Annotated in this window: 23 protein-coding genes, 1 tRNA gene and 3 pseudogenes; 15 read left to right on the top strand and 12 right to left on the bottom strand. The window is 73.6% G+C overall.

The window, feature by feature from the left end:
• On the top strand, positions 1 to 161 hold a 161-nt coding region (locus ACGFI9_RS33785), incomplete at its 5' end, for a WYL domain-containing protein (RefSeq protein WP_393184549.1).
• A gap of 61 nt (positions 162 to 222) precedes the next feature.
• On the top strand, positions 223 to 1,110 hold the full coding sequence (locus ACGFI9_RS33780) for a phosphatase PAP2 family protein (protein WP_393184535.1): 888 nt from the start codon (positions 223 to 225) through the stop codon (positions 1,108 to 1,110).
• On the opposite strand, the gene ACGFI9_RS33775 is transcribed toward ACGFI9_RS33780, so the two are convergent.
• Positions 1,107 to 1,559: a YbhB/YbcL family Raf kinase inhibitor-like protein gene (locus tag ACGFI9_RS33775; protein ID WP_393184534.1), complete on the bottom strand. Its 453-nt coding sequence runs from the start codon at positions 1,557 to 1,559 to the stop codon at positions 1,107 to 1,109. The two genes, ACGFI9_RS33780 and ACGFI9_RS33775, sit on opposite strands and share 4 nt — an antisense overlap.
• A 110-nt stretch (positions 1,560 to 1,669) precedes the next feature.
• Between ACGFI9_RS33775 and ACGFI9_RS33770 the strand changes: the two genes are divergently transcribed.
• Positions 1,670 to 2,335 (top strand): maleylpyruvate isomerase N-terminal domain-containing protein, encoded by a 666-nt coding sequence (locus ACGFI9_RS33770; protein ID WP_393184532.1) that lies wholly within the window; start codon positions 1,670 to 1,672, stop codon positions 2,333 to 2,335.
• A gap of 39 nt (positions 2,336 to 2,374) precedes the next feature.
• Here the strand turns inward: ACGFI9_RS33770 and ACGFI9_RS33765 are convergent, their stop codons facing one another.
• The gene (locus tag ACGFI9_RS33765) at positions 2,375 to 3,214 is read right to left on the bottom strand and encodes a DUF1028 domain-containing protein (RefSeq protein WP_393184530.1); all 840 of its coding nucleotides are present in this window, start codon (positions 3,212 to 3,214) and stop codon (positions 2,375 to 2,377) included.
• A gap of 39 nt (positions 3,215 to 3,253) precedes the next feature.
• The gene (locus tag ACGFI9_RS33760) at positions 3,254 to 4,468 is read right to left on the bottom strand and encodes a low temperature requirement protein A (RefSeq protein WP_393184528.1); all 1,215 of its coding nucleotides are present in this window, start codon (positions 4,466 to 4,468) and stop codon (positions 3,254 to 3,256) included.
• 201 nt (positions 4,469 to 4,669) lie between these two features.
• On the opposite strand from ACGFI9_RS33760, the gene ACGFI9_RS33755 reads away from it, so the two are divergent.
• The 4 genes and pseudogenes from ACGFI9_RS33755 to ACGFI9_RS33740 all read left to right on the top strand — a co-directional run.
• The gene (locus tag ACGFI9_RS33755) at positions 4,670 to 5,254 is read left to right on the top strand and encodes an IS607 family transposase (RefSeq protein WP_393184526.1); all 585 of its coding nucleotides are present in this window, start codon (positions 4,670 to 4,672) and stop codon (positions 5,252 to 5,254) included.
• Positions 5,255 to 5,259: 5 nt separating this feature from the next.
• Positions 5,260 to 5,319: pseudogene (locus tag ACGFI9_RS33750) on the top strand (hypothetical protein); the annotation flags it as partial.
• Positions 5,320 to 5,510: 191 nt separating this feature from the next.
• Positions 5,511 to 6,626 (top strand): IS607 family element RNA-guided endonuclease TnpB, encoded by a 1,116-nt coding sequence (gene tnpB / locus ACGFI9_RS33745; protein WP_393184524.1) that lies wholly within the window; start codon positions 5,511 to 5,513, stop codon positions 6,624 to 6,626.
• 9 nt (positions 6,627 to 6,635) lie between these two features.
• Positions 6,636 to 7,253, top strand: a pseudogene (locus tag ACGFI9_RS33740) (SDR family oxidoreductase); the annotation flags it as partial.
• Here the strand turns inward: ACGFI9_RS33740 and ACGFI9_RS33735 are convergent.
• The 8 genes from ACGFI9_RS33735 to ACGFI9_RS33700 all read right to left on the bottom strand — a co-directional run bounded on the left by ACGFI9_RS33735 (position 7,202) and on the right by ACGFI9_RS33700 (position 18,034).
• Entirely contained in the window at positions 7,202 to 7,474 is a 273-nt protein-coding gene (locus tag ACGFI9_RS33735) for a hypothetical protein (RefSeq protein ID WP_393184522.1), read from the bottom strand. The pseudogene ACGFI9_RS33740 and the gene ACGFI9_RS33735 sit on opposite strands and share 52 nt — an antisense overlap.
• A 129-nt stretch (positions 7,475 to 7,603) precedes the next feature.
• Complete coding sequence (locus tag ACGFI9_RS33730; RefSeq protein ID WP_393184520.1) at positions 7,604 to 8,368, bottom strand: SDR family oxidoreductase; 765 nt, start codon at positions 8,366 to 8,368, stop codon at positions 7,604 to 7,606.
• A 347-nt stretch (positions 8,369 to 8,715) separates the two neighbouring features.
• Positions 8,716 to 9,789 carry an aromatic acid exporter family protein gene (locus ACGFI9_RS33725; protein WP_393184518.1) on the bottom strand — a complete coding sequence of 358 codons (1,074 nt, stop codon included), beginning with the start codon at positions 9,787 to 9,789 and terminating at the stop codon, positions 8,716 to 8,718.
• Between the two features lie 234 nt (positions 9,790 to 10,023).
• Positions 10,024 to 12,411 (bottom strand): transglutaminaseTgpA domain-containing protein, encoded by a 2,388-nt coding sequence (locus tag ACGFI9_RS33720; protein ID WP_393184516.1) that lies wholly within the window; start codon positions 12,409 to 12,411, stop codon positions 10,024 to 10,026.
• The gene (locus ACGFI9_RS33715) at positions 12,387 to 13,580 is read right to left on the bottom strand and encodes a DUF58 domain-containing protein (RefSeq protein ID WP_393184514.1); all 1,194 of its coding nucleotides are present in this window, start codon (positions 13,578 to 13,580) and stop codon (positions 12,387 to 12,389) included. Before ACGFI9_RS33715 ends, ACGFI9_RS33720 begins: the two co-directional genes overlap by 25 nt.
• A 10-nt stretch (positions 13,581 to 13,590) precedes the next feature.
• The gene (locus ACGFI9_RS33710; protein WP_393184512.1) at positions 13,591 to 14,586 is read right to left on the bottom strand and encodes an AAA family ATPase; all 996 of its coding nucleotides are present in this window, start codon (positions 14,584 to 14,586) and stop codon (positions 13,591 to 13,593) included.
• 32 nt (positions 14,587 to 14,618) lie between these two features.
• A complete protein-coding gene (locus ACGFI9_RS33705; protein ID WP_393184510.1) occupies positions 14,619 to 17,246 on the bottom strand; it encodes a fibronectin type III domain-containing protein in 2,628 nt (875 codons plus the stop codon).
• Between the two features lie 149 nt (positions 17,247 to 17,395).
• Entirely contained in the window at positions 17,396 to 18,034 is a 639-nt protein-coding gene (locus tag ACGFI9_RS33700) for a fibronectin type III domain-containing protein (protein WP_393184547.1), read from the bottom strand.
• Between ACGFI9_RS33700 and ACGFI9_RS33695 the strand changes: the two genes are divergently transcribed.
• Positions 18,003 to 19,415 (top strand): hypothetical protein, encoded by a 1,413-nt coding sequence (locus ACGFI9_RS33695; RefSeq protein WP_393184551.1) that lies wholly within the window; start codon positions 18,003 to 18,005, stop codon positions 19,413 to 19,415. The genes ACGFI9_RS33700 and ACGFI9_RS33695 overlap by 32 nt on opposite strands.
• Before the next feature lie 1,025 nt (positions 19,416 to 20,440).
• Here the strand turns inward: ACGFI9_RS33695 and ACGFI9_RS33690 are convergent.
• A pseudogene (locus ACGFI9_RS33690) lies at positions 20,441 to 20,614 on the bottom strand (hypothetical protein); the annotation flags it as partial.
• Between the two features lie 232 nt (positions 20,615 to 20,846).
• Here ACGFI9_RS33690 and ACGFI9_RS33685 point away from each other — a divergent pair.
• From ACGFI9_RS33685 to ACGFI9_RS33655, 7 genes are all read left to right on the top strand, one after another.
• Positions 20,847 to 20,930: transfer RNA gene (locus ACGFI9_RS33685), tRNA-Leu, on the top strand.
• A 117-nt stretch (positions 20,931 to 21,047) separates the two neighbouring features.
• Entirely contained in the window at positions 21,048 to 21,524 is a 477-nt protein-coding gene (locus ACGFI9_RS33680) for a hypothetical protein (protein ID WP_393184508.1), read from the top strand.
• On the top strand, positions 21,521 to 22,537 hold the full coding sequence (locus tag ACGFI9_RS33675; protein ID WP_393184506.1) for a tyrosine-type recombinase/integrase: 1,017 nt from the start codon (positions 21,521 to 21,523) through the stop codon (positions 22,535 to 22,537). The genes ACGFI9_RS33680 and ACGFI9_RS33675 overlap by 4 nt, the downstream gene beginning before the upstream one ends.
• Positions 22,538 to 22,648: 111 nt before the next feature.
• Positions 22,649 to 23,392 carry a hypothetical protein gene (locus tag ACGFI9_RS33670; RefSeq protein ID WP_393184504.1) on the top strand — a complete coding sequence of 248 codons (744 nt, stop codon included), beginning with the start codon at positions 22,649 to 22,651 and terminating at the stop codon, positions 23,390 to 23,392.
• 88 nt (positions 23,393 to 23,480) lie between these two features.
• Entirely contained in the window at positions 23,481 to 23,765 is a 285-nt protein-coding gene (locus ACGFI9_RS33665) for a hypothetical protein (protein WP_393184502.1), read from the top strand.
• A gap of 198 nt (positions 23,766 to 23,963) precedes the next feature.
• On the top strand, positions 23,964 to 24,335 hold the full coding sequence (locus ACGFI9_RS33660) for a hypothetical protein (protein WP_393184501.1): 372 nt from the start codon (positions 23,964 to 23,966) through the stop codon (positions 24,333 to 24,335).
• Positions 24,332 to 25,822, top strand: a complete 1,491-nt coding sequence (locus ACGFI9_RS33655) for a hypothetical protein (RefSeq protein WP_393184499.1) — start codon at positions 24,332 to 24,334, stop codon at positions 25,820 to 25,822. Before ACGFI9_RS33660 ends, ACGFI9_RS33655 begins: the two co-directional genes overlap by 4 nt.
• Positions 25,823 to 25,884: the final 62 nt, after the last annotated feature.

Here is a 25,884-nt window from a genome sequence, read left to right as displayed (position 1 = left end):
ACTGGTACCTCGTCGGGCACTGCCACCTTCGTCAAGCGATCCGCTGGCTCCGCCTCGACCGCGTCAGCGCCGCACACCTGACAACCCAGCCCGCCACTCTCATCCCCGTCGAAGCCGTCGGCACACCACCCACCACCGCCGAAGCCATCGCCGAACTGTGACGCCACCCGCCGGGCACCCCCCGTCGTCCATCGAGCGGTGAGCCCGTGTGGCCGTTACGGTGTGCGGGTGCGCGAGACGGCGAGGGGTTGGACGGCGGTCTGGCTGGTCGTGCTGGCCCTGGCCCAGGCGGCCGCGTTGCTGCTGGTGTGGCGGTTCGCCGTGCACACCCGGCTCGGCCAGTGGCTCGACACGGTCGCCTTGACCGGTAACCAGATCGGCCAGGACCGCATCGACGGGCCGGTGAACCGAATCCTCAACGCCATGTCCGTGGTGTCCCTGCTGGCCGCGACCGCGGCGATCGGCTTCATCGCGCTGATCCGGGGCCGCAAGACCCTCGCCGTCACCGCCACGCTGCTGGTCGTCGGCGCGAACGCGAGCACCCAACTGCTCAAGCACCAGCTGGTCCGCCCCGACTTCGGCATCGACCCGGAACGGGCGGGGGCCGGCAACAGCCTGCCCAGCGGGCACACCGCGGTGGCCGCCTCGGTGGCGATCGCCCTGATCCTGGTGCTGCCGGCGAAGCTGCGGGTGGTCGGCGCGTACCTGGGCGCCGGCTACGCGGCCGCCGCCGGGGTGGCCACCCTCTCCGCCGGCTGGCACCGGCCCAGCGACGCCGTCGCCGCGTACCTCGTGGTCGGCGGCTGGGCGGCGGTCGGCGGCCTGGTGCTCCTGTTCTTCCAACGGGACCGGGCGGAGATCTCCCCGCAGGACGCGCACCGCCCGGCCGCCACGCTGCTCGGCCTGGCCGGCGTGGCCGCGCTCGGCGCGTCCGCCCTCGCGCTGGCCTGGCTGTCCGGCCGCTCCGGCACGCCCGCCGACGAACTCACCCGCCGTCCGCTCTTCATCGGGTACGCGGGCAGCGCGGCCGGCATCGCCGGGACGATCGCCGTGGAGACCGCGCTGGTCCTCGCGGTGGTGCACCGCCTGGTGCCCCGCCTGAAGAGCTAACTTCGGTAGTACGTGCCGACCATCGTGCCGCTGGCGAACTCGCGGTCGGTGAGCGCGCGGTGCACGTCCTCGGCGTGCGGCGAGTCCGGCAGGTCGAGCGGGCGCTCGAGCGCCCAGAGCCGGAAGAAGTACCGGTGCGGGTCCTCGTGCCGGGGCGGGTTCGGGCCGCCCCACCCGGTGGTGCCGAAGTCGTTGGGCCACTCCCGGCCGCCGTCGGGCACGGCGCCCTCGGCCACCCCGCTGGACTGCGGCGAGATGCCGGTGACCAGCCAGTGCAGGAAGGGGGTCTTCCCGGCGTCCGGGTCCTCGACCATCAGGATCAGCTCGGTGGCCTCGGGTACCGGGGACCATTCCAGGGGTGGCGAGATGTTCCCGCCTTCCTGGGCGAAACGCCCGGGGAGCATGTCGTGGTCGTTGAACGCGGTGCTGCGGAGCATGATGCCGGCCATCGTGCGGCCCCTCCTCTCCTCGTCCACCGGCGCGTACCCGGCGGGCGGGCGGCGAAACGGCGGTGGCACGCTGGTCCGGCGACACGGCACGGACCGGACGGGGGAAACCGATGAACACGGTACGCGCGGCGTTCCGCGACGAGTGCGCTCGACTGGAGGAGGTGCTGCGCGGCCTGACCGAGGCCGACCTGGACCGGCCCACCCCCTGCCCGCCCTGGGCGCTACGCGACCTGCTCGCGCACGTCAGCACCGGCGCGGGGCGGCTGGTCGGCATGCTCGCCGCGCCGGCGCCGGAACGGGCGGAGGTGGACGCCGCCGGCTACTTCGGGGCGGCCAAGTTCGCCCCGGAGGTGGACCGGGACCGGATCGACAGCGCCCGGCGGCAGGCGCGCGAGCCGGCCGGCGTACCTGCGGTGGTGGAGGGGTTCGCGCGGGCCTGGCGGGCCGCCGACGCGGCGGTCGCCGCGCAGCCGTCGGGGCGGCTGGTCCGCACCCGGCACGGCGACGCGATGACGCTGACCGAGTTCCTGCGTACCCGGGTGGTGGAGGTCGGGGTGCACGGCCTGGACCTGGCCGACGCCCTGGACCGGCGGCCGTGGCTGACCCCGACGGCGGCGCGGGTGGTGGCGGACCTGCTGGCCGACCGGCGGCCGGCCGGGTTGGGCTGGGACGACCTGACGCTGGTCCGTAAGGCCACCGGACGGTCCCCGCTCACCGACCGGGAGCGGGCCCTGGTCGCCGAGTCGGGCTTCCGCTGGCTCTCCTTCGGCGCCTGAAGCGGGGCGCGCTCGCAGGACGGCCGCCGGCCGGTGCGGTCAGGCCGTCGCGGTGCGGCGCAGGTGGTCCAGGACGATCGGGTCGATGCGGCCGGGGACGATCCGCTCCTCCAGGTTCTCCACCCCGGCCCAGGAGGCGAGCGCGTCGTCCAGGCCGGCCGCGCCCACCGGGTGGCCGGCGGTGGCCAGCAGCGTGGCCACCTCCTGGGCGAGTGGACCGGTGAGGTCCCGCAGGGTGGCCGGATCGGGCTTGCCGAACAGCATGGTGTGGATGTCGAGCAGGCGACTCAACTCGGTGACCGGGTCGGGGTGGTCGTCCACCCGCAGGTCGACCAACTCGTCGCCGGTGCCGGCGTAGCCGCCGCGCCGCTGCACCACCAGCAGGCCGGCGCTCTGCCGGCCGCGCCGGTCGCCGCCGGCCCGGTCGCCGGCGTGCAGGGCGGCCAGCAGCCGCTGCGGGAAGGGCAGGTCGGGGCCGCCCAACCAGGCGTCCCGGACCGCGTCGATGACGTGCGGGCCGGCCAGGATGTTGCCCTGCGCGGCCCAGCCGTCGCCGGCCTGGCCGCCGGCCCACGGGTGGCAGCGCGGCCCCGTCCAGGTGGCCCCGTCGCCGGTCGCCCCGACCACGCCGAGCTGCCGGTCGTCCCGGCCGGGATCGGCGGCGACCAGGCCGGCCACCACGTCGGCCGCGGCCACGTCGCTGCGCAGCAGCGCCAGCCCCTGCGCGCGGTACGCCAGGTTGACGTGCGCCTGGGTGGCCAGCGCCCCCACCTCGGCCTCAGCGGCCGGGACCAGCGCACCGGCGGCGAGGAACTTGCTGGCCACGGCGACGCCGTGCAGGAGCCCGTCGGCGGACCGGGCGACGATCGAGAAGGTCACGGGCGGATGGTAGCGCCGGGACCCGCGCGGCGGTGCCCCTCAGAACGGCGGGGCGGCTTCCTCGGGCGGGCGGCCGCGGGCCCGCCGGGCGTCGGCCACCGCCACCCCGAGCAGCACCACGGCGGCGGCTGCTGCCGAGATCAGCGACGCGACGTGCGCCACCAGCGGCGCGACCGCCAGCAGGATGAGGATCGCGATCCAGCGTGACGGCGACACCCGGCCGAAGACCTCGTACTCGAAGCGGGCCCGACCGGCCAGGAAGATCGCCGGCCCGCCGAGGATCATCGCGATCCACGCGGCGTGACTGGTCCCGGTCGGATGGTCGGTGATCAGCTCGTAGCCGACCGCGGTGGCGACGACACCGATCACCATGATCAGGTGGGTGTCGGCGGCGGACCGGCCGATGGTGGCGGGATGGGCCGCCTTCGTCACCGCCTCGCCCAGGATCTGCCCGGCCCGCTGCACGTAGATCCGCCAGAGCAGCACGGTGGTGACGATCGCCGTGGCGAAGGCGGCGGTGCGGCTCGGATCGGGCGGCCGCGCGCTGTAGGCCAGGCCGGCGACCAGGATTGTCTCGCCGAGCGCGACGAGGAAGAACTGCTGGTACCGCTCGGCCAGGTGCTCCCCGGCGATGTCCCAGCGGGAGATGGTGGAACGGCCGAGGCCGGGCACCGGCCAGCCGGTCCGCATCGCCAGGTACTCGATGGCGAGGGCGGTCGTCCAGAGCAGCACGCGCGGCTCGGTGGGCAGAAACGCCCCGGTCAACCAGAGCACGCCGGTCACCCCGAACGTGATCAGCATGCGCAGTTTCAGCCGGCGGTACGGGTGCTGGCCCAACGCCGCTATCAGGATCGCCGGCCGGCTCACCTGCACCACCACGTAGGCGACGGCGAACGCCAGCCCGGTCTGGGAGAACGCCTGGGGGATCGCGACGCCCATCACCATGCTGCCTACCAGGGCGATAATCACGGTCGCCTGGATCCAGCTGCGGTACGGGTCGTACCGGCTGGTCGTCCACGCGGTGCCCTGCCAGACCCCCCAGAGCGCGAGCCCGAGCAACAGCGTCTTGCCGCCGCCGGTGACCGCATGCCAGACACCGCTGTGCCCAGGCTCCACCGCCAGGTCCTCGAAGGCGCGGGCGCCGATCCGGGTGAGCGCGAAGACGAACACCAGGTCGAAGAAGAGCTCCAGGAACGTCGCCCGCTTCGCCGCTTCCTCGGCCGGCAGTATCCCCGGCGGCTCGGCGGTGCTCACGGTCGCCTCCCGCCGTCGGTCCAGCCCACCTGGCAGTCGTAGCACTCTTTCCGAGCGGGACGGTGGTTATCGCGGGTAGCGCCGCCCCACCGGGTGCCGACCCCTGCCGCTGACCGGCCGGACATGCGCAGGGTAGGGGTTAACAACAACTGCTCGTCATCGAGTGGTCTTTAGCGCTCTTTTGCCTGCTATGGTGACCGGGTGAATTTGAAGGAGTGGGCGGCGTCTCAGGGCATCGCGTACGTCACCGCGCGGCGGCAGTACGCGGCTGGGACGTTGCCTGTTCCTACTTACCGGCTGGGCCGGCTCATCATGGTGGGCGACCCGCTACCTGCTGCCTCGGCTGGCGTCGAGCGGGTGGTGGTGTACGCCCGGGTCTCGTCGGCCGACCAGCGCGCCGACCTTGACCGGCAGGTCGCTAGGGTCGTCTCGTGGGTGACCGGGCAGAACCTGCCGGTGTCGCAGGTGGTGACCGAGGTCGGATCCGTACTGGACGGGCACCGCGAGAAGTTCCTCGCTCTGCTGCGCGATCCGACGGTGACGACCATCGTGGTGGAACACCGCGACAGGTTCGCCCGTTTCGGTGCCGAGTACGTGGAGGCGGCGCTGACCGCGCAGGGTCGCAAGCTGTTGGTGGTCGACCCGGGCGAGGTCGACGACGATCTGGTCCGGGATGTCACGGAGATGTTGACCTCGTTGTGCGCGCGTCTGTATGGCCGTCGGGCTGCTGCGGATCGGGCGCGCCGGGCGGTCGAGGTTGCCACCAGACAGGACCCGTTGTCGTGAAGGCGATGCAGGCGTATCGGTTCGCTCTGGACCTGGCGCCGTCTCAGCAGCGGGCGGTGCTGGCGCATGCGGGCGCGGCGAGGGTGGCGTACAACTGGGCCCTGGCCAGGGTGAAGGCGGTCATGGACCAGCGCGCCGCGGAACGCACCTACGGTGTACCTGAGCAGTTGCTGACGCCGACGCTCGGGTGGAATCTCGCCGCGTTACGCAAGGCGTGGAACCAGGCGAAGCCAGACGTGGCGCCGTGGTGGGCTGAGTGCTCCAAGGAGGCGTACAACACCGGCCTCGACGCTCTGGCCTGCGGTTTGAAGAACTGGTCCGACTCCCGTACAGGGAAACGCGCCGGGCGGCGGGTGGGTTCCCGCGGTTCAAGTCCCGTCGCCGCAGCACGCCGAGTATCCGGTTCACCACGGGTGCGATTCGGGTGGAGCCGGACCGCCAGCATGTCGTGTTGCCCCGGCTGGGCCGGCTCAAGCTGCACGAGTCCGCCCGCAAGCTCGCCCGCCGTATCGAGGCGGGCACGGCGAGGATCCTGTCCGCGACCGTGCGCCGTGAGGGCGGGCGGTGGCATGTCGCGTTCTGCGTCGAACTCGAGCGGGCCGAGCGCACCCCGACGCGCCCGCAGGCGGTGGTCGGGGTGGACGTCGGGATCACCCACCTGGCGGTGCTGTCCACCGGCGAGGTGGTGCCCAACCCCCGGCACCTGGACGAGGCGGCCCAGCGGATGCGGCGTCTCGCCCGGCAGATGTCCCGGCGCGTCGGCCCGGACCGGCGCACCGGTCAGCGGCCCTCGAATCGGTGGGAACGCGCCCGCCAGCAGGTCGCTCGGGCGCATGCGCGGGTGGCGAACCTGCGCCGTGACGGCCTGCACAAGCTCACCACCCGGCTGGCCCGCACGTACGGCACGATCGTGGTCGAAGACCTCAACGTGGCCGGCATGCTGCGCAACCGGCGGCTGGCCCGGCAGATCGCGGACGCCGGCTTCGGTGAGATCCGCCGACAGGTGGCGTACAAGGCTGAATGGAACGGCGGCCGGTGGATCGTGGCCGACCGCTGGTATCCCTCCAGCAAAACCTGTTCGGACTGTGGCGCGGTGAAAGCCAAGCTGCCGCTGCGTGTCCGGACCTATCTCTGCGACTCTTGCGGCTTGGCCCTCGATCGGGACCTGAACGCCGCCCGTAACCTCGCCGCGCTCGCGCGTGAGGCAACCACCGCCGGGAGTGGCCCGGTGGCAGGACGTGGAGCCGACCGTAAGACCCGCCCCGGCGGGCCGGTGGCCGTGAAGCGTCAACCCGGCCCCGCTCAGGCGGATAAGACCGGGACCGTCCCACCGCAAGGCGGGACATGCCGATCAGTCGCTACAGCGCACTGACAGGTAACGGGAGTGGACGCGCCCGACGTGGAGGACTGGGAGCGGGCCTGGTAGGTCAACGTGCTGGCCCACGTGTACACGGCTCGGGCGGCGTTGCCGGCGATGCTCCGCCGCGGTCAGGGGTACCTGCTGTTCACCTGCTCGGCGGCCGGCGTGCTGACCGCGGTCGGTGACGCCCCGTACACGGCGACCAAGCACGCGGCGGTCGGTTTCGCCGAGTGGCTGGCCATCACCTACCGGGACGCCGGCATCCGGGTCAGCGCGCTATGCCCGCAGGGCGTGGACACCCCGATGCTCGCCGACGGCCTCGCCGAGGGGCACCTGGGCGCCCGGGTGATCGCCGCCTCCGGCGCGGTGCTCACCCCCGACCAGGTCGCCGAGGCCACCATCGCCGGGCCGGCCGAGGAGCGGTTCCTCATCCTGCCTCACCCGGAGGTCGCCACGTACGCCCACCGGCGAGCCGAGGACCCCGACGGATGGCAGGCCGGCCTGCGCAAACTGGTCCGCAAGCTGCGCGACCGAACCGCCGGAGACGCCCAGGCGGGAGTGGCCGAGCGCACCGCCCGGATCCCGATTCAGTCAGCCCAGCCGGAGCCGCCGGCGTCCGTCGGCGGGCCGCCGGAGTAGCTGCCCCAGTTGAAGTTCGGGCGGGCGCTCTCGGTGTCGGAAAGGCCGGGCCCGGCGCGACGCGCGCTCCGCCGCAGCCCGCGCGCCGCCTGCCGGGCCGCGGCGAGCTTCTCCTCCCGGGTGAGTGGGCGTCGGCGGCGCGCCCGCCGCCGCACGGCAGCGATACCGGTGGCCACCAGGGCGACGCCGGCCACCGGGAGGAGCCAGACCAGCGTGTTCATGCCGTCACGGTAGGAGGTGGCCACCAGTCCGTCGATAGTCTGGTTGCCCCGGCGGCGGATGTCCCATCCCGGTCCGGCATTGGTGTGGCGGCCGGGTGGGATCCGTGGTGCGTTTGCGGCGGCGCAGTTCTAGCCTGGCCGTACTCGTTCCGCTTCCTGATCCGCGAGCCAGTCGTCGAAGGTCGTGGCCGCGATCCGGACATCCGGTCCCGGCAGTAGCACGTTGCCTGCCATGTCCGGGCCGAGGATCGCTTCCCACGTGGGTACGAGTTTCATGACCCGCCCCAGCGCCTGGTGCGTACGGCGCGCCATGTCCACAAGGTCGTGACGGTCGGGACCGGCGATGTCCCGATAGCGTCCCTGCGGTGGGCCGGCGGCGACCTCTGCCAGGATCTCGGCGACGTCGGCTGGTGCGATCGGCTGGACGAGCAGTGGCGCGAGGTAGGCCGTGCCATCACGTTCGGTCCAGGTGGCCACCGTCGCGGCGAAGTCGAAGAACTGCGTGGCGGGCACGATGGTCCACGGCACCGGCCCGGCAGACACCAGGCGTTCCTGCTCCCGCTTGCCGGAATAGTGGGCAGTTCCCGCGATGCGGTGCACTTCGACGATCGAGAGCATCACATGGTGCCGGACACCCGCGCGCTGCTCGGCATTCAGCAGGTTCTGGGTGGTGGTGGCGAAGTACGTCACCGTCGCCTCGCGGTCGGCCCCTGGCGCGCTGATCGCATCGATGACAGCGTCGACGGCGACCAGCGCCTCGTCCAGGCCGTGACCGGTCAACAGGTCGACGCCGTGCGAGCGGCTGATCGGTACCGGGTCGTGCCCGTGGTGGCGCAGGGCGGCCATGGTGAGGGACCCGATGTTGCCGGACGCGCCGGCGACGGCCACCCGCATGTTCGGCTGCTCCTGTCTCTGACCCGGTGCCGGGCACAGCGGATGTGATCGGAAACTGTGCGCCCGGACCGCTGCCCGCGCCTGACGGCCACCGCCGCACACCTGGCCGCCCCGGCCCCGAGATGACCGATGTGCGCGGCGAGCGCCTCGACGAGCGGTCGCCGGGTGTCGAGCTTGACGACCTGCTCCGTTGCCAGAACGGGCTCGACCGCGATGACGCCGTGGTAGGCACGGTCGCACCCTGACCTACAGCGTAGGAGCGGCCGAGGTGCCGCGTGACCGGAACCAAGATGCTGGCCGCCGGCAGTACGTGGCGCCCGGACGCTCGCCGCACGGGTCGTCCACGATCAGCTCGCGTCGGCCGCCAACCCCGCCCGCTGGTTCGCTCCTGCCTTCGGCAGTCCGGTCGCCTGAAGCACCTCGCTGATGGCCAGGCGCAGCCGCGACACGAGGACCATCCCGCAGAATCCCACCTGTTCGGCGCAGGCCTGGTTGACTTCCTCGATGGCCTGTTGCGCCCGCGCCCGGGCGAGGTCGGGTTCCCGGCCGGAGATGAAATCGCGATGCAGCAGCCGCACCGCTTCGCCGAGGTGCTCGATCGATGCGGGAAGGCCGGCCGGTACCGCCTCACGCTGCCGGAGCATCGACACGATCCAGTGAGCTACCTCCCGGCTGTTGGAGTAGGCGAGTTGGAGATGCGTGGAGGCGTGCTGGTAGCGGCGCAGGATGCCCAGCCGTCGCCACCGCCAGGGTGAGAGAACGGCGATCTCCGCCGCTGCCGCCACCATCTCCATCGACTTGTTTCTTTCCTTCTCCGCCGAGACCAGGCGTTGCAAGGTGTCCTCGGCCCGTGGCACGTCACGCTGCGCCAGTGCCTGAGCGGCGGCCGTGAGCTCGCGGGCGAAGAGGTCCAGCGTCGGGCCGGCGGAGCGGTGCACGACGCGGACCGGGTTGGCGGGCAGGATCAGCAGCGCGACGGCGATGGCCGTCACCGCTCCGACCAGCCCGTTGACGGTCCGCGCCGCACCCAGGTTGTCCGGAGCCAGCGTTCCCAGCAGCACAGCGGTGCTTCCTGCGTGCACCATCACGGCGCCGCTCCCGCCGATCAGGGCTGCCGAGGAGATCGCGAATGCCACGATGAGGGCGGTCTGCGCCGGTCCGGTCCCGATCAATCCGATGATCACCTGTCCGGTCAGCACCCCCACGATCACCCCGGCGATGAGTTCCGCCGCTCGCCTGATCCGGTTGCCGAGGGCCGCCGCGATCGTGCCGATCGCGGCGGCGGGTGCGAACAACGGCTGCGGATTGTGCAGCACCTCGCCGGCGATGACCCAGGACAAGCCGGCCGCCGCGCCCGCCTGGACCGCGACGATGAAATATGTGCGCAGCCGCTCGTAAGCCTCCCGGCTTTCTCGCCGCACCGTCTCCGGCCCGACGTCCCGATCTCCGCTATGCACGTCTCACCTTCCGCAGGAGCGACGGAGGTGCGGGTTCCGCAGGCACAGCCCCATTCTCCGGGATCCCAGCCCGCTGGTCCCGGCATCGGCGCAACGGATCCGGTACGGAGCCCTACCCGGTCGCGTGAGGAATTCCGGGGACGACGTACCGCCCGCTGCGGCCGGCTGCCCACGACGGTCGGGCCGGCCGGCGAGCCGTCAGCGACCCCAGCGCAGCGGACCCGGGTGCACCGCCCACAGCAGCCGTCGCCACCGGGGCCGGGCGGCGCGCAGCGCCGCGACGTACCTGGCGGCCAGGGCCGCCGCCCGGTCCGCCTGGTCGGGGGTCGCGGTGCCCGGGGCGAAGGCCACCTGGTTGAGCAGGCCGGCCAGCTCGTCGACCTCCCCGCCCGGCAGGTCGGCGGCCGGTCGGTCCCACCCGGCCGCGGCGTTGCCGTCCGGCCCGACCGTCGGGACCGCGGTGCCGGCCCGCGCGGCGCGGGCCTCGGCCAGGGTGCGGCGGGCCTGCGCGGCCACCTCGGCCGCGGCCAGGTCCTCGCCGGCCGGGTGGCCGGACAGGCGCAGCGCGTCGGCGAGTTCCCGCCAGGCGCCGGCGATCCGCTGGCCGGGGTCACCCCGTTGCAGGCGGGTCCGGGTCAGGTTCCGGCGCAGCGCGGCCAGGGTCAGCAGCACCAGCCCGACCAGCAGCACCAGGCCGCCGGTGCCACCGCCGACCAGCGCCGGGGTGCCGAGACCGCGCCGGACCGCCGGGGCGGGTGCGGCCGCTGCCGGGGGCGTCGCGGTGGGCTCCGACGTCGGCGCCGGCACCTCCGACGGGGGCGGGTCGTCCGGGGGCGGGCGGAAGTCCTCCTCCACCGGGCGGGGCTCCTCGTCGGGGCGGGGCATCGGGTCGAACGGCACCCAGCCGAGGCCGTCGAAGAGCACCTCCGGCCAGGCGTACGCGTCGGCGGCGCGTACCGGTCCGTCGCCCTTGGGCTCGAAGCCCACCACCACCCGGGTGGGCAGGCCGGCCAGCCGGCCCAGCACCGCGAATGACGCCGCGAACTGCTCGGAGGTGCCCCGCTGGCCGCCGCCGTTACGCGGTCCGAAGAGGAAGAACGCCAGGTTCGGGTACGCGTGCCCGCTGGGCGCGTCCGCGGTCACCCGGTAGTGCTCGGCGAGGAATTCCTGGATGGCGGTGGCCCGGGCGTACGGGGCGCCGTTCTCCTCGGCGAGCTGGCTGGCCAGCCGGCGCAGCTGCTCGGGCGCGCCGTCGGCCACCCGCAGCACCCGGGCGACCGCGTCACCGGCCGGCACGTTCGCCGTGGCGAGCAGGTTCACGTCGGGGTGCTCCCGCACCGAGGTGACCGTGTACCGCAGCCCCGGGGCCAGCCCTTCGGGCCGGATCAGCGTCCCGGTCGCCGGGTCGTACGCGACCCGCGCGCCGGTCACCTCGCGCGGGGTGGGCACGGCGGGCAGCAGCCGCCCGGTCAGGTCGGCCACGGTGATCTGCTGCCGGACCGTGTCGGTGGCGGCCCCCGGCGCGGGTTCCGGGGCGGGCAGGATCCGCCCCGCGTTGCGATAGGTGGCGCCGACCCGCCAGGTCACCCCGTCGTAGTCGCTGAGCACGGCCAGCCGGATCCGGGTCCCGCCCTCCGGCGCGCCGCCCGCCTCCGTGCGTACGTCGAGCAGCTGCTGGTCCGGGTTCAGCGCCCAGCCGGAGATCCGGATCAGCGGGTTCTCGTCCAGCGACTCGACCTGCGGCGGCTCGACGTACCGGCGGGGGTCCACCGGGCGGTCGTGCACCTGGCCGGCGACCACCGGGGCGAGCAGGGCGGCCAGCACGACCACCACCGCCACCCCGGCCGCGCCGGCCGCGAGCAGCCGCAGCCGCACCGCCGCGCGTACCGCCGGGGCCAGCCCGGCGGCCGGGTCGGCGGACGCCGGCCGGTCGGCCCGCCCGGAGGGTACGGCCAGTCCGGCGGCGGCGACCGCGGCGAACAGCACCGTCGGCCCGATCGCCGGGTCCGCGTTGGGGCCGACGACGTAGAGCGCGCCCGCGTACAGCAGCACCGGCGGCAGGTAGCCCAGCAGTACCCGGCCCGTGCGCAGCGCCACCTCGGCGGCGGTCAGCCCGGCCAGCCAGGTGGCCACCAGCGGCACCAGCACGGTGTCCGGCGCCGGCTCGACCGGGATCATCGCGGTGAGCAGCCGGGGGATCGCGTTGCGGGCAGCGTCGACGGCCACCTCGCCCAGCCCGCCGGGCAGCGCGGCGTGGCCGGCGGCCAGCTTCAGCGACAGCATCATCCAGCCCGCGAGGGCGGCCACCGACACCGGTGCGACCAGCCAGGACGGCAGCCGCCGGGCGGCGACGCTGACCAGCACCGAGCCGAGCGCCGCACCCACCAGCAGGCGGGTCAGCAGCGGTCCCGCGTACACCCGGCCCACCACCACGCCGGCCAGGGAGATCATGACGATCAGCGCGAGCGGCACCGGCACGGCCCGCAGCAGCCGTCCCGCGACGCTCTCCTTCGGTGCCGGCCCGTCGGGCGCGTCGGTGCCGGCCGGCGCCGGCGACAGTGTCACCACCGGCGGATCCCGTCCCACTCGGCGGCGAACTCGGCGCCGTCGGCGGCGTCCACCACGGTCAGGCCCGCGGCGCTGACCGGCGTCGGGCCGGCCGCGCCGAACATGCCCACCACCACCGACGGGTACGCGCCGCGCAGCGCGCCCACGTGCCCCAGGCCGTCGCGGGCGCCGGGCCCGGTGAGGAAGACCAGCGTGTCGCCGAGCCGGTCCTGCCGCAACCGGCTCATCGCGGTACGCAGCACGTCCTCCCCGCCCTCGGCCAGCTCCACCGCGGCGAGCCGGTCCAGCGGCCCGTGCGACGACTCCAGTTCGGCGCGTTCGCGCCGCGACCGCCCGTCGCCGGCCGCCTCGATCTCGGTGGGGGCGATCAGCAGCAGGGTCGCCGGCAGGTCCTCCCGGGCCGCGGCGGCCACCACCGACGCGGCGGCCTCGCACGCCGACTCGAACGACTCGGCCACCCCGTCCACCCGCTCCGGGTGGGCGCCCGCCCGGTTGTCCAGCACCACCACGATCCGGGGCAGGCTGGTGTCCACGTTCTCCCGCACCATCAGCTCGCCGACCCGGGCGCTGGTGCGCCAGTGCACCCGGCGCAACTCGTCGCCGACCACGTACTCCCGCAGCGAGTCGAAGGTGATCGAGCCGTGCGGCACGCTGTCGGTCCGCCCGTCCAGGCTGCGCCCCGCGCCGGTCGGCACCGCCCGCAGCGGGTGGATGCGCGGGTGCACCCAGACCGGCACCCGCTCCCCGTACGAGCGGGCCAGCGCGACCAGCCCCAACGGGTCGCGGCGGGTCACCCGCAGCGGCCCGACCGGGACCACGCCCCGGCGGTGGGTCGGCACGTCGTAGCGGACCTCGGTGTCCCGGCCGGGACGCAGCCGCAGCAGCGGGACCGGCACCAGCCGCCCACCGCAGCGGTCCTCGGCGACCAGGTTCGCCGCCCGCACCCGTCCCGTGTTGCGCACGGTCAGCGTCATCGCGGCCGGCTCGCCGCGGGCCACCCGGTCCGGGTCGGCCCTGCGCTCCACCGTCAACCGGGGCCGCCAGGCCGCGGTGACCACGGCGTGCCCGACGGCGACGACGGCCGCCGCGCCCAGCACGGCCAGCTCCGGGTACGCGAACCGGAAGCCGACGCCGAGCAGCACGACGGCGGCCACGAGCAGCCCGATGCCCCGGGCGGTGATCCCCACGCCGGTGCCGTCAGCCGTGCACCGGGGTCGGCTGGCCCGACGGCAGCGGTACCGGCACCGAGGCCACCGCCTGCCGCAGCACCTCGGCGGCGGTCACCCCGCGCACCTGCGCGTCGGGGGTGAGCAGCAGCCGGTGCGCGAAGACCGGCTCGGTGAGGGTCTTCAGGTCCTCCGGCATGATCCAGCCCCGCCCGTCGATCAGCGCGTACGCGCAGGCCGCCCGGGTCAACGCGATGACCCCGCGCGGGCTGACCCCGACCCGCACCTGCGGGTGGTTGCGGGTGGCCGCGGCCAGCCGCACCGCGTACGCGTACAGCGGCTCGGCGATGTGCACCCGGCGGGCCATCCGCACCATCTCCCCGACGGTGGCGGTGTCGGTGACCGCGGTGAGCGAGTCGGGGGAGCGGACCGTGGCGCCGCGCAGCACCTCCACCTCGACGGCCTCGTCGGGGTAGCCGACGGACAGCTTCACCAGGAACCGGTCGAGCTGCGCCTCCGGCAGCCGGTAGGTGCCGTCCATCTCGACCGGGTTCTGGGTGGCCACCACCAGGAACGGCTGCGGCACCGGGTGCCGTACGCCGTCCACGGTGACCGTCCGCTCCTCCATCACCTCCAGCAGCGCCGACTGGGTCTTCGGCGAGGCGCGGTTGATCTCGTCGGCGATGACGATGTTGGCGAACACCGGCCCCGGGTGGAACTCGAAGCCCCGGGTGGCCTGGTTGAAGATGGTCACCCCCGACACGTCGGACGGGAGCAGGTCCGGGGTGAACTGGATGCGCCGCCACTGGCCCTTCACCGTCGCCGCGAGGGCCCGGGCCAGAGTGGTCTTACCCACCCCCGGCACGTCCTCGAGCAGGACGTGCCCCTGGGCGAACAGCGCGGTCAGCGCCAGCCGGACCACCTGCGGTTTGCCCAGCACGACCGCGTTGACGTTCTCGGCCAGCCGGGCGGCGAGGGCGGCGAAGCCCTGCACCTCCGGCTGGGTGAGCGGTTCCTGGGTGTTCACGTGCGCTGGTGCTCCTCGTGACGATGGCGCGGTCAGCAGGTGGGCAGGAGGTTGATGTTGTCGCCGCCCTCCAGGTTCAGCCAGGCCCACGGGATGTAGTTCCTCCCGGAGTAGGCGACCTGCACCCACCAGGTGCTCTGCTTCTGGTTGTTGTAGATCCACGAGTCGACGTTGTCGCCCTGCTTCTTGCAGTACGCCCGCAGCCGGGTGCCGGGCTTCGCCCAGCCGACCTGCTTGGCGTTGATCTGCTGCGGCACCGAGAAGATCTCGTTGCCGTTGCGGCCGGCCACGTCCGCGTCGCAGTAGGTGCGCTGGTCGCCGGACGGGCCGTTGTTGCAGGTGGCGACGCCGTACAGCGGGTCGGTGCCCTGGTCGCGGGTGGCGCTGCCCTTACCGGCCGCGTTGGTCGCGGTCACCGTCACCGTGTACGCAGTGCCCGGCGTCAGACCGGTCACCCGCAGGCTGGAGCAGCTGCCGCTGGCCGTCTTCCCACCGGTCGCCGCCGAACAGGTGGCGTTGCCGCCCCCCGCGTCCACCGTGAACGACACCGTCACCGAGGTGGTGTCCGCCGACGAGCCGGTCACCGTCACCCGCGGCGCGGCGACCGTACGCGCGGTGGTGCTGGCCTCCGGGCCGGCACCGGCCTCGTTGACCGCCTTCACCTTCACCGTGACGTTCTGCCCGTCACCGAGCCCGCCGACCGTGGTGCGGGTGTCGGTCACCTCGCTGGTCTTACCGGCCACGTCCACCAGGTACTTGGTGACCGGGCGGCCGTTCTCCACCGCCGGCGCCCACTGCACCGCGACGGTGCCCGGCTGGTCGGCCACCGTGGACGCCTTCAGCTCGGTCGGCGCGGCGGGCGCGGTGAACGGCACCACCGTGTTGCTGACCGGGGACGCCTTCGAACCGGCGCCCTTCGCGCTCACCGAGATGACGGTGAACGCGTACTGGGTGCCGTACTCCAACTGGCCGGCCGGGACCACCAGCTCCGTCTTCGTCGACTCGCCGGCCGGGGCGGTGGCGCCCGCCGAGGTGGCGCTGACCGCGTACTTGGCGATGGTGTTGCCCTGCCCGTTCGCGGCCGGCCACTTCACCAGCACCGTGCCGTCGGGGCGCGCCTGTGCGGCCACGCTGGCCGGCGGGTCCGGCACCTCGGCGGTCGGGACGACCGGGTTGCTCCGGCGGACCGGGCCGTCGCCCTTGGCGTTGACCGCGTGCACCTCGAACGTGTACGTCTCGCCGTTGGTCAGGCCGGTGATCTCCACCGAGCGCTGGTTGGCGCCCACCTCGCGGCGCTGGCCGCCGCCCTCCACCACGTACCTGGTGATCTCGGCGCCGTTCGAGGCGGCCGGCTGCCAGCTCACCCGCGCCGACGCGTTGCCGGCGGCGGCGGTCACCCTGCGCGGCGCACCGGGCTTGCCCACCTTCGGCTTCTTCGGCGGGGGCGGCGGCAGCGGCGCCGGCGGCGGGTCCCCGCCGAGCACGTCGTTGGCGTACTTGTTGACCTCGCGGACCTGGTTCTTGTCGTCCACCACCTGCGCGGTGGACGAGTTCGGCGGGTTGATGAACAGGTGGTTCTCCCGGACCTCAAGCTCCATCGGACCGGGCCGGCCGGATCCCTTGATGGTCTCCACCAGCTGCCCGTTGTCGTCGAACGAGTAGACGGTGCCGGTGTCCTCGTCGGCGACGTAGAACCGGCCGGCCCAGGCCACCGCCGGGGTGAGCCGGTCACCGGCGCCCGGGACGGTGAACTGCCGCACGTCGGCGCCGTCGCGCACCACGTGCACCTTCCGCTCGCCCGGCACGGTGACCGGCACCTGCGGCCCGCTGGTGCGCACCGGCAGGTTGCCCGGGGCGGACATGGTGAGGTTGGCCCGCTTCGTCTGCCCGCCCTGCACCGTGACCAGCGAGGCGGAGGTGCGGTCCAGCACCGCGACGCCGTCGTCCAGCGTGGACACCACCAGCTCGTGGCTCGGCTCGGCCACCTCGTACGTCTCGACCAGCTTCGGGCTCAGCCCCGCGGCGGGAGCCTCACCCGGCGTCTTCGGCAGCACGGCGGCGGTCACCGCCGACACCGTGCCCTCGCTCGGCACCCCGATCCACAACCGGCCCGTACCGTCGAACGCGCCACCGGTGATGCCCGGCGGATAGCGCACCGGCTCGCCCACCGGGGTCAGCGCCCGCGGGTCGAGCTGCCGCACGATGCCCTGCACCGCGTCGACCACGAACGCCGAATCCTCGTGCAGCGCCACGCTCACCCCGAACCCGGGGGCGGTCGGGGTGGTCGCCGTGATCTGCAGCGTGGCCAGGTCCAGCGAGCTGACCTGCCCGGTGTTCAAGTCCCGCAGGATCAGCTGCCGATCGGTCTGGGCCACCTGCATCTGGTGCCGGCGCGCCCCCGGCACCTCCATCCGGGTGTCCACCCGCGCGGTGACCCCGTTGACCCGGGCCACCTCGCTGCGGGTGGTGCTCCACAGCCAGGAGGAGGCGTCGTAGTTGGCCACCGCGTTGTCGGCGGCGCCCAGCCCGAGCACGGTCAACCCCATCGCGGCCAGCAACGCGGCCACGGTGCCGATGGTGACCAGGCCGCCCCGCATCCGCCGGGAACGGGAACGGGGCGCTTCCGCCCCGGTGCTCGTGACGTCCTCGATGGTTGCCACTGCCGGCCGTCCTCCCCAGGTCGGTGGGGGAGGGGCGCGCGTGGCCGACCCTCCCCAGAGCCGGGAGCCATCATAGGGGCCGGCCGACGATCGGGTAACCCGTACCGTCACCGCTGTGGACACCGAGCGTGTCGTGGATGGAGCGCCGGTCAGTTCGTCGTCGTGCCCCGCTCCCGGTCGGTGCAGACCTGACCCGAGGTGGCGTAGGTGTCCGTCGAGTAGACCGCCAGCACCGTGAAGCAGTAGTCCAGCTTCGGGCTCAACCCGTTCACCGTGTACGTGGTCGTGCCCGGGTCCACCGTGGCCATCACGCCCAGCTTCTGCCCCGCCCGACCGCCGGCCACCACGAACGGAACCCCACCGTTGCTCGGATCCGTCCAGGTCACCGTGATCGTGGTGCTGTCGTCCCGCAGCTTCAGGTCACCCGGCGGCGGGCCGCTCACCTTGGGCCTCACCCCGCCCGTCGCCGGCGCGGGGCCAGGATCCGGCGCCGCGTCGCGGTTGAGCACCACCGCGCCCACGCCCACCGCCGCCGCCACCGCGACCACCGCGGCCCCGACCGCCACGGCCACCACCGCCCGGTTGCGGCCGCGCGGCTCCGGCTCCTCCTCGGCCACCGGGTACGCGGGCGGCTGGTGGAACGGCGCCGGCACCGCCGGCCACGCCCCCTGCTCGGGGTACGTCTGCGGGCCGGGCGTCGGGTGCTCCGACTCTGGGAACTCCAGCAGCTCGTCATAGACCGGCAGCGACCGCGGCTTGTCGTCCGCCAGTACCTCGGCCTTCGGCATCGTCGGATCGAACGGAACCGGATCGACCGCGTCGTCCTCGTCCGCCGACGGCTCCGGCTCGGCGGGCCGGTCGACGGCCTGCGACGGCGCCGCGCTGCTCCACGGCGGCGCGGTCAGCCCCCACGGCGGCACCGGCGACGAGCTGACCGGCGCGGCGACCGGTGGCCCGCTCACCGGCGGATACCCCGGGGGGTCGCCGCTCACCGGCGGCCCGCTGACCGGCGGGTACGCCGGCGTCGGCGGTCCGCTCACCGGGTACGCGGGCGCCGGCGGGGTGCTGACGGGCGACATCGTCGGGCCGGGGTGCGGGCCGGCCACGGGCGGAGCACTGACCGGCGGCGCCGGGAACGGCGGAGCGCTCTGCGGCGGGCTGGCCGGCGGTCCGCCGAAGGGCGCGTTGCCCGCTGGCGGTGCGCTGGAGGGTGCGTTGCCGACGGCCGGTGCGCTGAAGGGTGCGTTGCCGACCGGCGGTGCGCTGCCCGGATGGCTGCTTACCGGGGGCGAGCTGACCGGGAACGCGCTCGCGGGCGGCCCGCTCATCGTCGGCCCGCTCACCGGCGGTCCGCTCACCCCTGGTCCGCTCACCGGGGCGACGGCGGCCGGCGGCGCGTCGACCGGCGGGCCGTCGAAGCCCGGGCCGCTGGCCGGGGGAGCGCTGACGGGTTGCCCGCTCACCGGCGCCACTGCGCTCGGCGGACCACTCACCGGCGCTGTCGGTGCCGTCGGGATGGCGGAGGTGGCGGACGCGGCCCGCTCCATCTCCTCCTGCAGCAGCGGCCCGATCTGCTGGACCTGGATGGTCGGCTTGTCCCAGCCGGGCGCCGGGGTGCCCGGCACCTGCGGAACCCCGTCGGTCGACCGGTCCGGATCGGCGGGGTCCACCGGTGCCGGAAGCCCACCCGCACCCGGACCCGCCGCAGGAACCGCCGGCGGAGCGGACACCGGTGGTGCCGAGACCGGTGGTGCCGAGACCGGTGGTGCGGAGATCGGCGCGACAACCGCCGGCGTGGAGACCGGTGGTGGCGGGACCGGCGGTGCCGGAACCGGCGGCGCGGAAGCGGGCGCGGCAACCGACGGTGCGGAGGCCGGTGGTGCCGAGGTTGGCGGGGCTGACGGCGGCCCGGACACCTGCGCGGGGTCCGGCATCGGCGGCACCGCGATCACCGGAGGCGGCGGGAGCGTACGGGCGGCCGGTGGGCCGGAGGTGGGCGACGGCATCCGGGGAGGCGGCGGTGGCGTGGCGGCACCCGGCACACCGGAGGTTGGCGCCGGGGGAACAGGGATCACCGGTGCCGGTGGCAGAGGAGCGGCCGATGCCGGGGCGACCGGCGCGGGCGGGGCGACCGGCGGCGGTGCGACGCCCGGGGCCGGCGCGATGTGAGCGGGCGCCTGCGGCGCGAGCGGGACGCCCGAGTGCGGTGCGGACATCGGCGGTGGTGGCACCGGGGCGGGCCGGTACGGCCCGGAGACGCCAGGGGCCGGGTGCGGTGCGGGCGGCATCGGGGCGGCTTGGTGAGGCGCCGCAACGGGCGTGGCCGGCCTCGGCGGGTGCGGGGCCGAGGCGGCCGGGTGGGGCTGCGGAACCGGCGGCGCGACGGGCGGGACCGGCCTCGCCGCCTGCGGGGGCTGAGCCGGTGTGTTCCGGTATAGCGCGGAGGTCGGCGGCCCGGGGACAGGAGTCGGCGCGGGAGCCGGCGGCGGTGCGGCGCCGGCATGCGTGGCGGGCACCGGGGGCACGACCCGAGGGGCCGGGGGCACCGGCGGTATCGGGCCGGTGGCCGCTGTGGCGGTGTGTGGAGCCGGGATGACCGGGGCCGGAGGCAGGGGAGGGGCGTCCGCGCCGGGCCGGGGCAGCCCGGGGACGGCGGGCGGCGGCAGCGGCTGCCCAGGGCCTGTGCTCGGCGGCGCCCAGGGGGAGGTCCGCCCTGGCCCCGGAGCCGGTCCGGCCTGCTGACCCCACTCCGCGCCCGTCACCGGCGGCGCGGAGTGCGGCACGGTCGAGCTGTGGGCAGCGGCCGGCGTCGGGCGGGGCCGTGCCGGGGCGGCGGGCCCGGGCGGGGGTGTCGGCGGCTGGTGGGGAGGGGGCATCACCGGCATGGCGACCGTCGGGCCGGAGAAGGCTGCCGGGCCCGACTGGGCCGCGGGAGCGGCGGCGGAGCCGCCGAGGTACTGCCGGGCTGCGCGTACCGCGGGGTGGTCTGGACCGAGCACGGCGGGCCCGGTGGTGGCCACCCGGGTGTAGTTGCGACGGGCCTCGTGCCGGTTGCCGAGCTCCTCCGCGACGCCGGCCAGGTCGAAGCTGAGCGCGAGCATCAGTGGGTCGGCCTCGCCGCGGCGGCGCTCGCCGGCCGCGTACGCCTCCTCCAGCACCCGCCGGGCGGCGGCCGGGTCGTCGGCCTCCCGGTGCAGCCGGGCGAGCATGTGGCCGGTGGCCAGCACGTCGGGGTGGTCCTCCCCGTACGCCGGTCGGGCCGCCGCGAGTGTGTCGGTGAGGAGGCGGCGGGCGGTGGCCAGATCACCCGCGGAGCGCAGGGCGAGGGCCTGGTGCTGAGCGGCGGTCAGGGAGGAGGGGTGTGACACGTGAGCAATGCTGCCCGGAATGGGTGCTCGCACGCTACCCGCCCCGCAGGATCCCGTACCGCCCCCTGTGGGCTACCCGCGGTCTGCTGCCCTGACCTGCGGAAACGGCGTGCACGGGTGGCGATGTGCATGATCCATCTGGGGCGTGTACAGTAATCCCCCGTGCGGCCCGCCGGGGCGGCCGAACCGGTGAGAAGATCACCTCGGCCGACAGGGTAGGCTGGACGAGCAAGTCCGGGTGGCGGAATGGCAGACGCGCTAGCTTGAGGTGCTAGTGCCCGTATAGGGCGTGGGGGTTCAAGTCCCCCCTCGGACACTCCCGCGTAGCAACCGTGCGACGTTGGACGTACAGGTGGTCAAGCGTGCTTGACCACCTGATTTCACTCTCTGTTACCGCCGTTGGTGGCAGCCTCGTCGTTGGGCGAGGTGGGTCATGACCGACCGGCCGATCGATTCGGTGATCCCGGCGGTGGTTCCATCAGGCGGGCTTAAGATCCGCGGCGACTCGCGTACCGCCATGAAGCGACCGCCTTTGCCGCTGGCGCGACTAGCTCCTACTCGTGACAGCAGCACGGTGTATGGGCTGGCGACTCTTGATGTGCACGGCCGCGTCGCTGATCGGGCGGTGATGATCGCTCTCGGCTGGGGTCCTGGTCTCAGGCTGGGCATCAGGGAAAGCGGCGGCCTGATCATCGTCGACCCTGACCCGCGCGGGGTGTTCCGAGTGACGAAAGAGGGCCATGTGCGGTTGCCCGCGGTGGTCCGCCAGTGGTGCGGGCTGACAGCCGGCGATCGGGTGCTGCTGGCGGCCGATCCGAAGGCCGGACGTCTCGTGCTTCACCCGCCGGCCTCGCTGGACGCGGTGGTCGCCCGAGTGCACGACGAGGCGTTCGCGGGTGGTGAGTCGTGAGCGGCGTGGCGGGCAAGGCCGAACTGGAGGCCGCTCGGTTGTTGCTGTCGCGGATGGGCATCTCGCCAGCGGATCTGGTGGCAGTGGCGTCCGATCGTCCGCCAGCTCCGACGTTCGCGGAGTACGTGCCGGTGGTTGCCGCTGCGGTGAGTGCTGGCACGCGGCGGGCGTACGGGTCGTACTGGAAGCGCGTGGTCGAGCATTGGGGCCAGCGGCGTATCGATGAGCCGACACCGTCGGAAATCGAGCGGCTGGCGGAGTACGTCAAGACGCATGTGGTGGCCCGGCGTAACGCGCGGGGCGGGCGCAGCGCGGCGGAGCATCTGATCGCGGCGCTGCGCTGTCTGTATCGGCGGGCGGTCGCCGACGGGTTCCTGTCGGAGGCAGACAACCCGGCGTTGAAGGTGGCGAAGCCACGGCGGTTGCCGAGCACCCGGCGGGCATTGGCGGACACCCGCTTGCAGGAGATCAACGAGGTAGCGGCGTCCACGGGTGATGATCCGGCGTTAGACAGTCTGCTGCTGCGGCTGCACACCGAGACGGCGTGCCGTCGGGGTGGAGCCCTCGCTTTGCGGCCGGTTGACCTGGACCCGGACCAGTGTCTGATCCTGCTGCGGGAGAAGGGTGAGACGGTGCGGTGGCAGCCGGTGTCGCCGACACTCATGCGGTACCTGCAGCGGCACGCCGAGCAGCGGCACGCGACCGAGACGGGGCCGTTGTTCCGGTACCGCAGCGGGCAGCCGATCACCTACCGGCGCTACGACCACCTGTGGGTGCGCATCGGTGAGCACCTGCCGTGGGTGCACGCGCAGCAGATCAGCACCCACTGGCTACGGCACACGACGTTGACCTGGGTGGAGCGCAACTTCGGCTACGCCATCGCCCGAGCCTATGCCGGTCACTCCGCCGTTGGGGGAGATGCCGGAACCACCGCCACCTACGTACGCGCAACCGTCCACGAGGTTGCCGCAGCGCTGGCGGCACTCACCGGTGAGCCACACCCACTGGCGTAATGGGGTGATGGGGCGGGCCCTGGCTTTAGCGGACTGGGTCCGCCCCAAGCGATTGGAGTGGGACCGTCCGGCGGGCGCCCGCCGTCGTACAGCACGGATACGGTGACGGCCATGGGCTTTCCGCAGGTGCCGGATCCTCGGCGGTCCGCCGAGGATGACGCTGACCAGGCCTTGTCGTTTGCCATCGGACTGGACGACGCGTCACCGGAGCGGGTCGCTGCGGTGGCCGCTGTGCTCGTCAATACTTGGCAGGCGGATTCGGGCCGGTTTGCGGCGGCGGCCGCGGTGTGCCGACGCCGGCAGGGCGAGGGGGACGACGATGTTTGGGGGGAGACTGCGAACCTTCTGGACCGGGCCCTGCGCATAGTCCACGACGCCGGTGCCGACAACGACGACGATGCTCGGGTCCGGCTCCTCGGACAACTCTTCCCGGATCCAGGGCCCTTCCGGTGGGACACGGCGCGACGCCGCGATCCTGTGTGGTGGCTGCACCGCCTGGCGGCACTGCGCGTCCGCGCGGTCCACCTACCAGCCGGCGCACCTGCCGGGTTCCAGCGGCTGGTCCTCCGTCGGGGCCCGCTCGTCGTGGGCCAGGTCGACTTCCGGGTGTGCCAGGGGTGTCGGCGTGGCTACCTGCGGAAGATCAGCGTTGATGGGGCCGCCAAAGGCTATGGGATCGGCACCCGCGCCGTGCTCAAGCTCTATCGGCGATACCCGGGCCTCACCTGGTACACGACCACCCAGTACGACACCGCTGGGACGTTTTGGCAGAAGATCGCGCGGCGAACGGATGGGGCCTTCACCGAGAACCACGACGGCGCGTGCGAGCACATGAAGATCGACCGGCGCGGTTGACCCACACGTCGGCATAGCTCAGATGTTTGCCCTGACCAAACCTTGACCGGGTTGGCACCTCTAGGCAGGAGTCGTCACGCTGTCCCTCATGGGCCGACGCGACGACCGGGAGTCTGATGTCCGACGGCTCCTCAACGAACTGTGCATCAAGCCGGGCTTCTGCCTGCCACCGGAGCAGAACCAACGGCTCCGCGAGTCCCCTCCAGGTGAGGTGGACAGCTTCACAGATGCGGTCTTCGAGGCCGAGGGGATGGGCGACATGAGGTACACGGACCTCCACCGTCAGCTACGAGAGGTCGTCGATCAGCACATGAGCCGATGGGTAGAGACCGACATCAAGCAGCCGGAGGTCAGACCCGCTAAACGTTCGTAGTCACCGCACTATGAAGGGGGATCCGCCGGCCCGCGGTCCTCGGTGACGGTGCGGCGGGCTGGTGCGCGATGAAATTGTTCGGTTCCAGTCAGACCTCAAGTGAGGCTTCACGTCCCTGACCTGCTCGGACGCGGGATATCCACAGGGAAGCACCCGGTGGGTTGGACGAGGCGCGACGGATTGCCGGAGGCTTCCCGCATGGAGTTCCTGGAAGCCGCCACCGTCCTGAGTGCGCGTCTCGCCGCTGGCGACGACAGCCTCGCCGCCGCCGGGGCCGTCCACCTGGCCATCGAAGCCTGGAAGCACCTGGGCGGGTTTGATCCCGCGTGGGACCGCTTCGGGCTGGAGGTCCTGGACGTCCGCAGCCGCCTTTACGAGGACGACGTCGTCGTGGACGTGGCTGTCCCGGACGCCGACGGGCCCGAGGTGCGCGCTGCGGTGATGGATCTCATTGAGCACCTTGCCCAGCACCACGATCGCCGTGCCGTCGCCGAGGACGGGCTGGCTCAACGACTCGACCACGACGCGACAGCCCAGCAACTACGCCGGGCGGCAGCGGCCCTGGCATGACGGTCGGCTTCTGGTACGAGGAGGCGCAGCGGGCGATGCGGGCGGCCACTGCGGCGGTGACCAGACGCCGCGCGGGGACCGCCGGGGAAATCAACGGTTTGGTGGGTGCCCGGTCGGACCTCTATCACCAACTGGCCAGGCTGACGGAGCTGCTGGTCGGCGGTCGTCCGGCGGCGGAGGTGCCGGATAGGGCGGCTGCCGGCCTGGTCCTCGGGCGGCACGGGCAGAGCCTGACCCGGTTCTACGTGGGACTGCGGGCCGCAGCAGTGATGGACGAGCGGCTGCCGCCGGCACCGGAAGTCTCCGCTGGCGCGGCGCGGTCGCTGCGACGGGCCGCTGACGCGATCGGTGTCATGGGTGACATCATCGCCGGTCACGTTCCACCCGGGGGGCGTCCTGGCACTCCGGAGGGAATCGCCATCCGTGCCGGGGGCGGTGTCCAGGGCGGGCTTGGTGACATCGCCCGGCTCGCCGTGGATGCCGTGCGGCTCGACAGCCGGCTCCCCGCGTGGCTGGACCGGGGCGGACCTCTGGCGCAGACGTACAGGCCGGTGGCGGAGGCAGCCAGATGGACGAGCGGCAGCCAGTTGGGTGCCGTCGCCAAAGAGCTGATCGCCGCGGCGAAGACTCAGCCCAACCTCCGCGAGCTTGATATCGCCCGATCGCCACAGCATCCGGCGCCGGCGGTAAACACCGTCGATGCGGCGATCGCGGCGGTCCGCGCCGCGCGTACCTGGCTGTGGCTTCACCCCGACCAGGTCACCGGAGCGCACCTCCAGGTCGGGACGCAGCTTGGCCTGGCGGTGCACGTCATCAGAACCGACGGATCCCTGGCGATGATCGGGGGTTGGCGGCAGGCAGCGATCGCCGCTGCCGAGCTGCGCGCGGCACCGGCGGCCGGCCCTGGCCAGGACGCCGCGGCCGAGCTTGGCGAGGCCCTGCGGTGGACCCGCTCGCTGCTGAACCCTGGGGCCCAGGGCCGCATGCCGCCTCGGGTCAGGGAGGCTACGCGGCTCGGCAGTGAGATGTTGCTGATGGCCGCCACCCTCCACCGAGGCCTCCGTACGGCGATGCAGCGGCGAAACCTGTTCGTTAGGGGGGATGCAGTCCTCGAACGTCCCGCCGGTTCGCTGGTCTATCGAGCCACTCCCCGTTGGCGGCCCGCCACAGTCGCCGATGACCTTGTGCGCGACCTCAGCCGGGCGTTGTGGCAGATTATCGGGTCCGACGCCGAGGGCGACCCGGCGAGCATGGTCGCTCATGTGCTTGCCCGACCGCCTCGCCCGCGGGCGGTGAGCCCAGCAGCCGCAGAGAGCCGCAGTCCGAAGCCGGATGTGCTGCCGGACGACCGGGCGTGCCCGGGGCCCAGGCAGGGAGAGGGTAGGCAACCAAACTCGGCTGGCGCCGAAACCTTGGCTGCCGTGTCGGGCAGCGAGGCGGTTGAAGAAGGCGGAGAGCCACTGTCGGGCGAGATTCTGATCGACTAGCTCGGCGGCGAGCCGAGGACCCGTCCGGCCGCGAGGGGATGGCCCGGTTCAACGCCACCCTG

Source organism: Micromonospora sp. NPDC048930, assembly GCF_043197935.1.
Taxonomy (GTDB): Bacteria; Actinomycetota; Actinomycetes; order Mycobacteriales; family Micromonosporaceae; genus Micromonospora.
Note: the sequence above shows the minus strand (reverse complement) of the source record. Positions and strands in the feature narration are given on the sequence as shown.

Bases quoted from the DNA above. Each gene is read 5' to 3' on its own strand.
- ACGFI9_RS33775 (WP_393184534.1), bottom strand. From the start codon at position 1,559: ATGGCCGGCATCATGCTCCGCAGCACCGCGTTCAACGACCACGACATG.
- ACGFI9_RS33770 (WP_393184532.1), top strand. From the start codon at position 1,670: ATGAACACGGTACGCGCGGCGTTCCGCGACGAGTGCGCTCGACTGGAG.
- ACGFI9_RS33735 (WP_393184522.1), bottom strand. From the start codon at position 7,474: ATGAACACGCTGGTCTGGCTCCTCCCGGTGGCCGGCGTCGCCCTGGTG.
- ACGFI9_RS33730 (WP_393184520.1), bottom strand. From the start codon at position 8,368: ATGCGGGTGGCCGTCGCCGGCGCGTCCGGCAACATCGGGTCCCTCACC.
- ACGFI9_RS33700 (WP_393184547.1), bottom strand. From the start codon at position 18,034: ATGCCGAAGGCCGAGGTACTGGCGGACGACAAGCCGCGGTCGCTGCCG.
- ACGFI9_RS33680 (WP_393184508.1), top strand. From the start codon at position 21,048: ATGACCGACCGGCCGATCGATTCGGTGATCCCGGCGGTGGTTCCATCA.
- ACGFI9_RS33670 (WP_393184504.1), top strand. From the start codon at position 22,649: ATGGGCTTTCCGCAGGTGCCGGATCCTCGGCGGTCCGCCGAGGATGAC.
- ACGFI9_RS33665 (WP_393184502.1), top strand. From the start codon at position 23,481: ATGGGCCGACGCGACGACCGGGAGTCTGATGTCCGACGGCTCCTCAAC.
- ACGFI9_RS33660 (WP_393184501.1), top strand. From the start codon at position 23,964: ATGGAGTTCCTGGAAGCCGCCACCGTCCTGAGTGCGCGTCTCGCCGCT.
- ACGFI9_RS33655 (WP_393184499.1), top strand. From the start codon at position 24,332: ATGACGGTCGGCTTCTGGTACGAGGAGGCGCAGCGGGCGATGCGGGCG.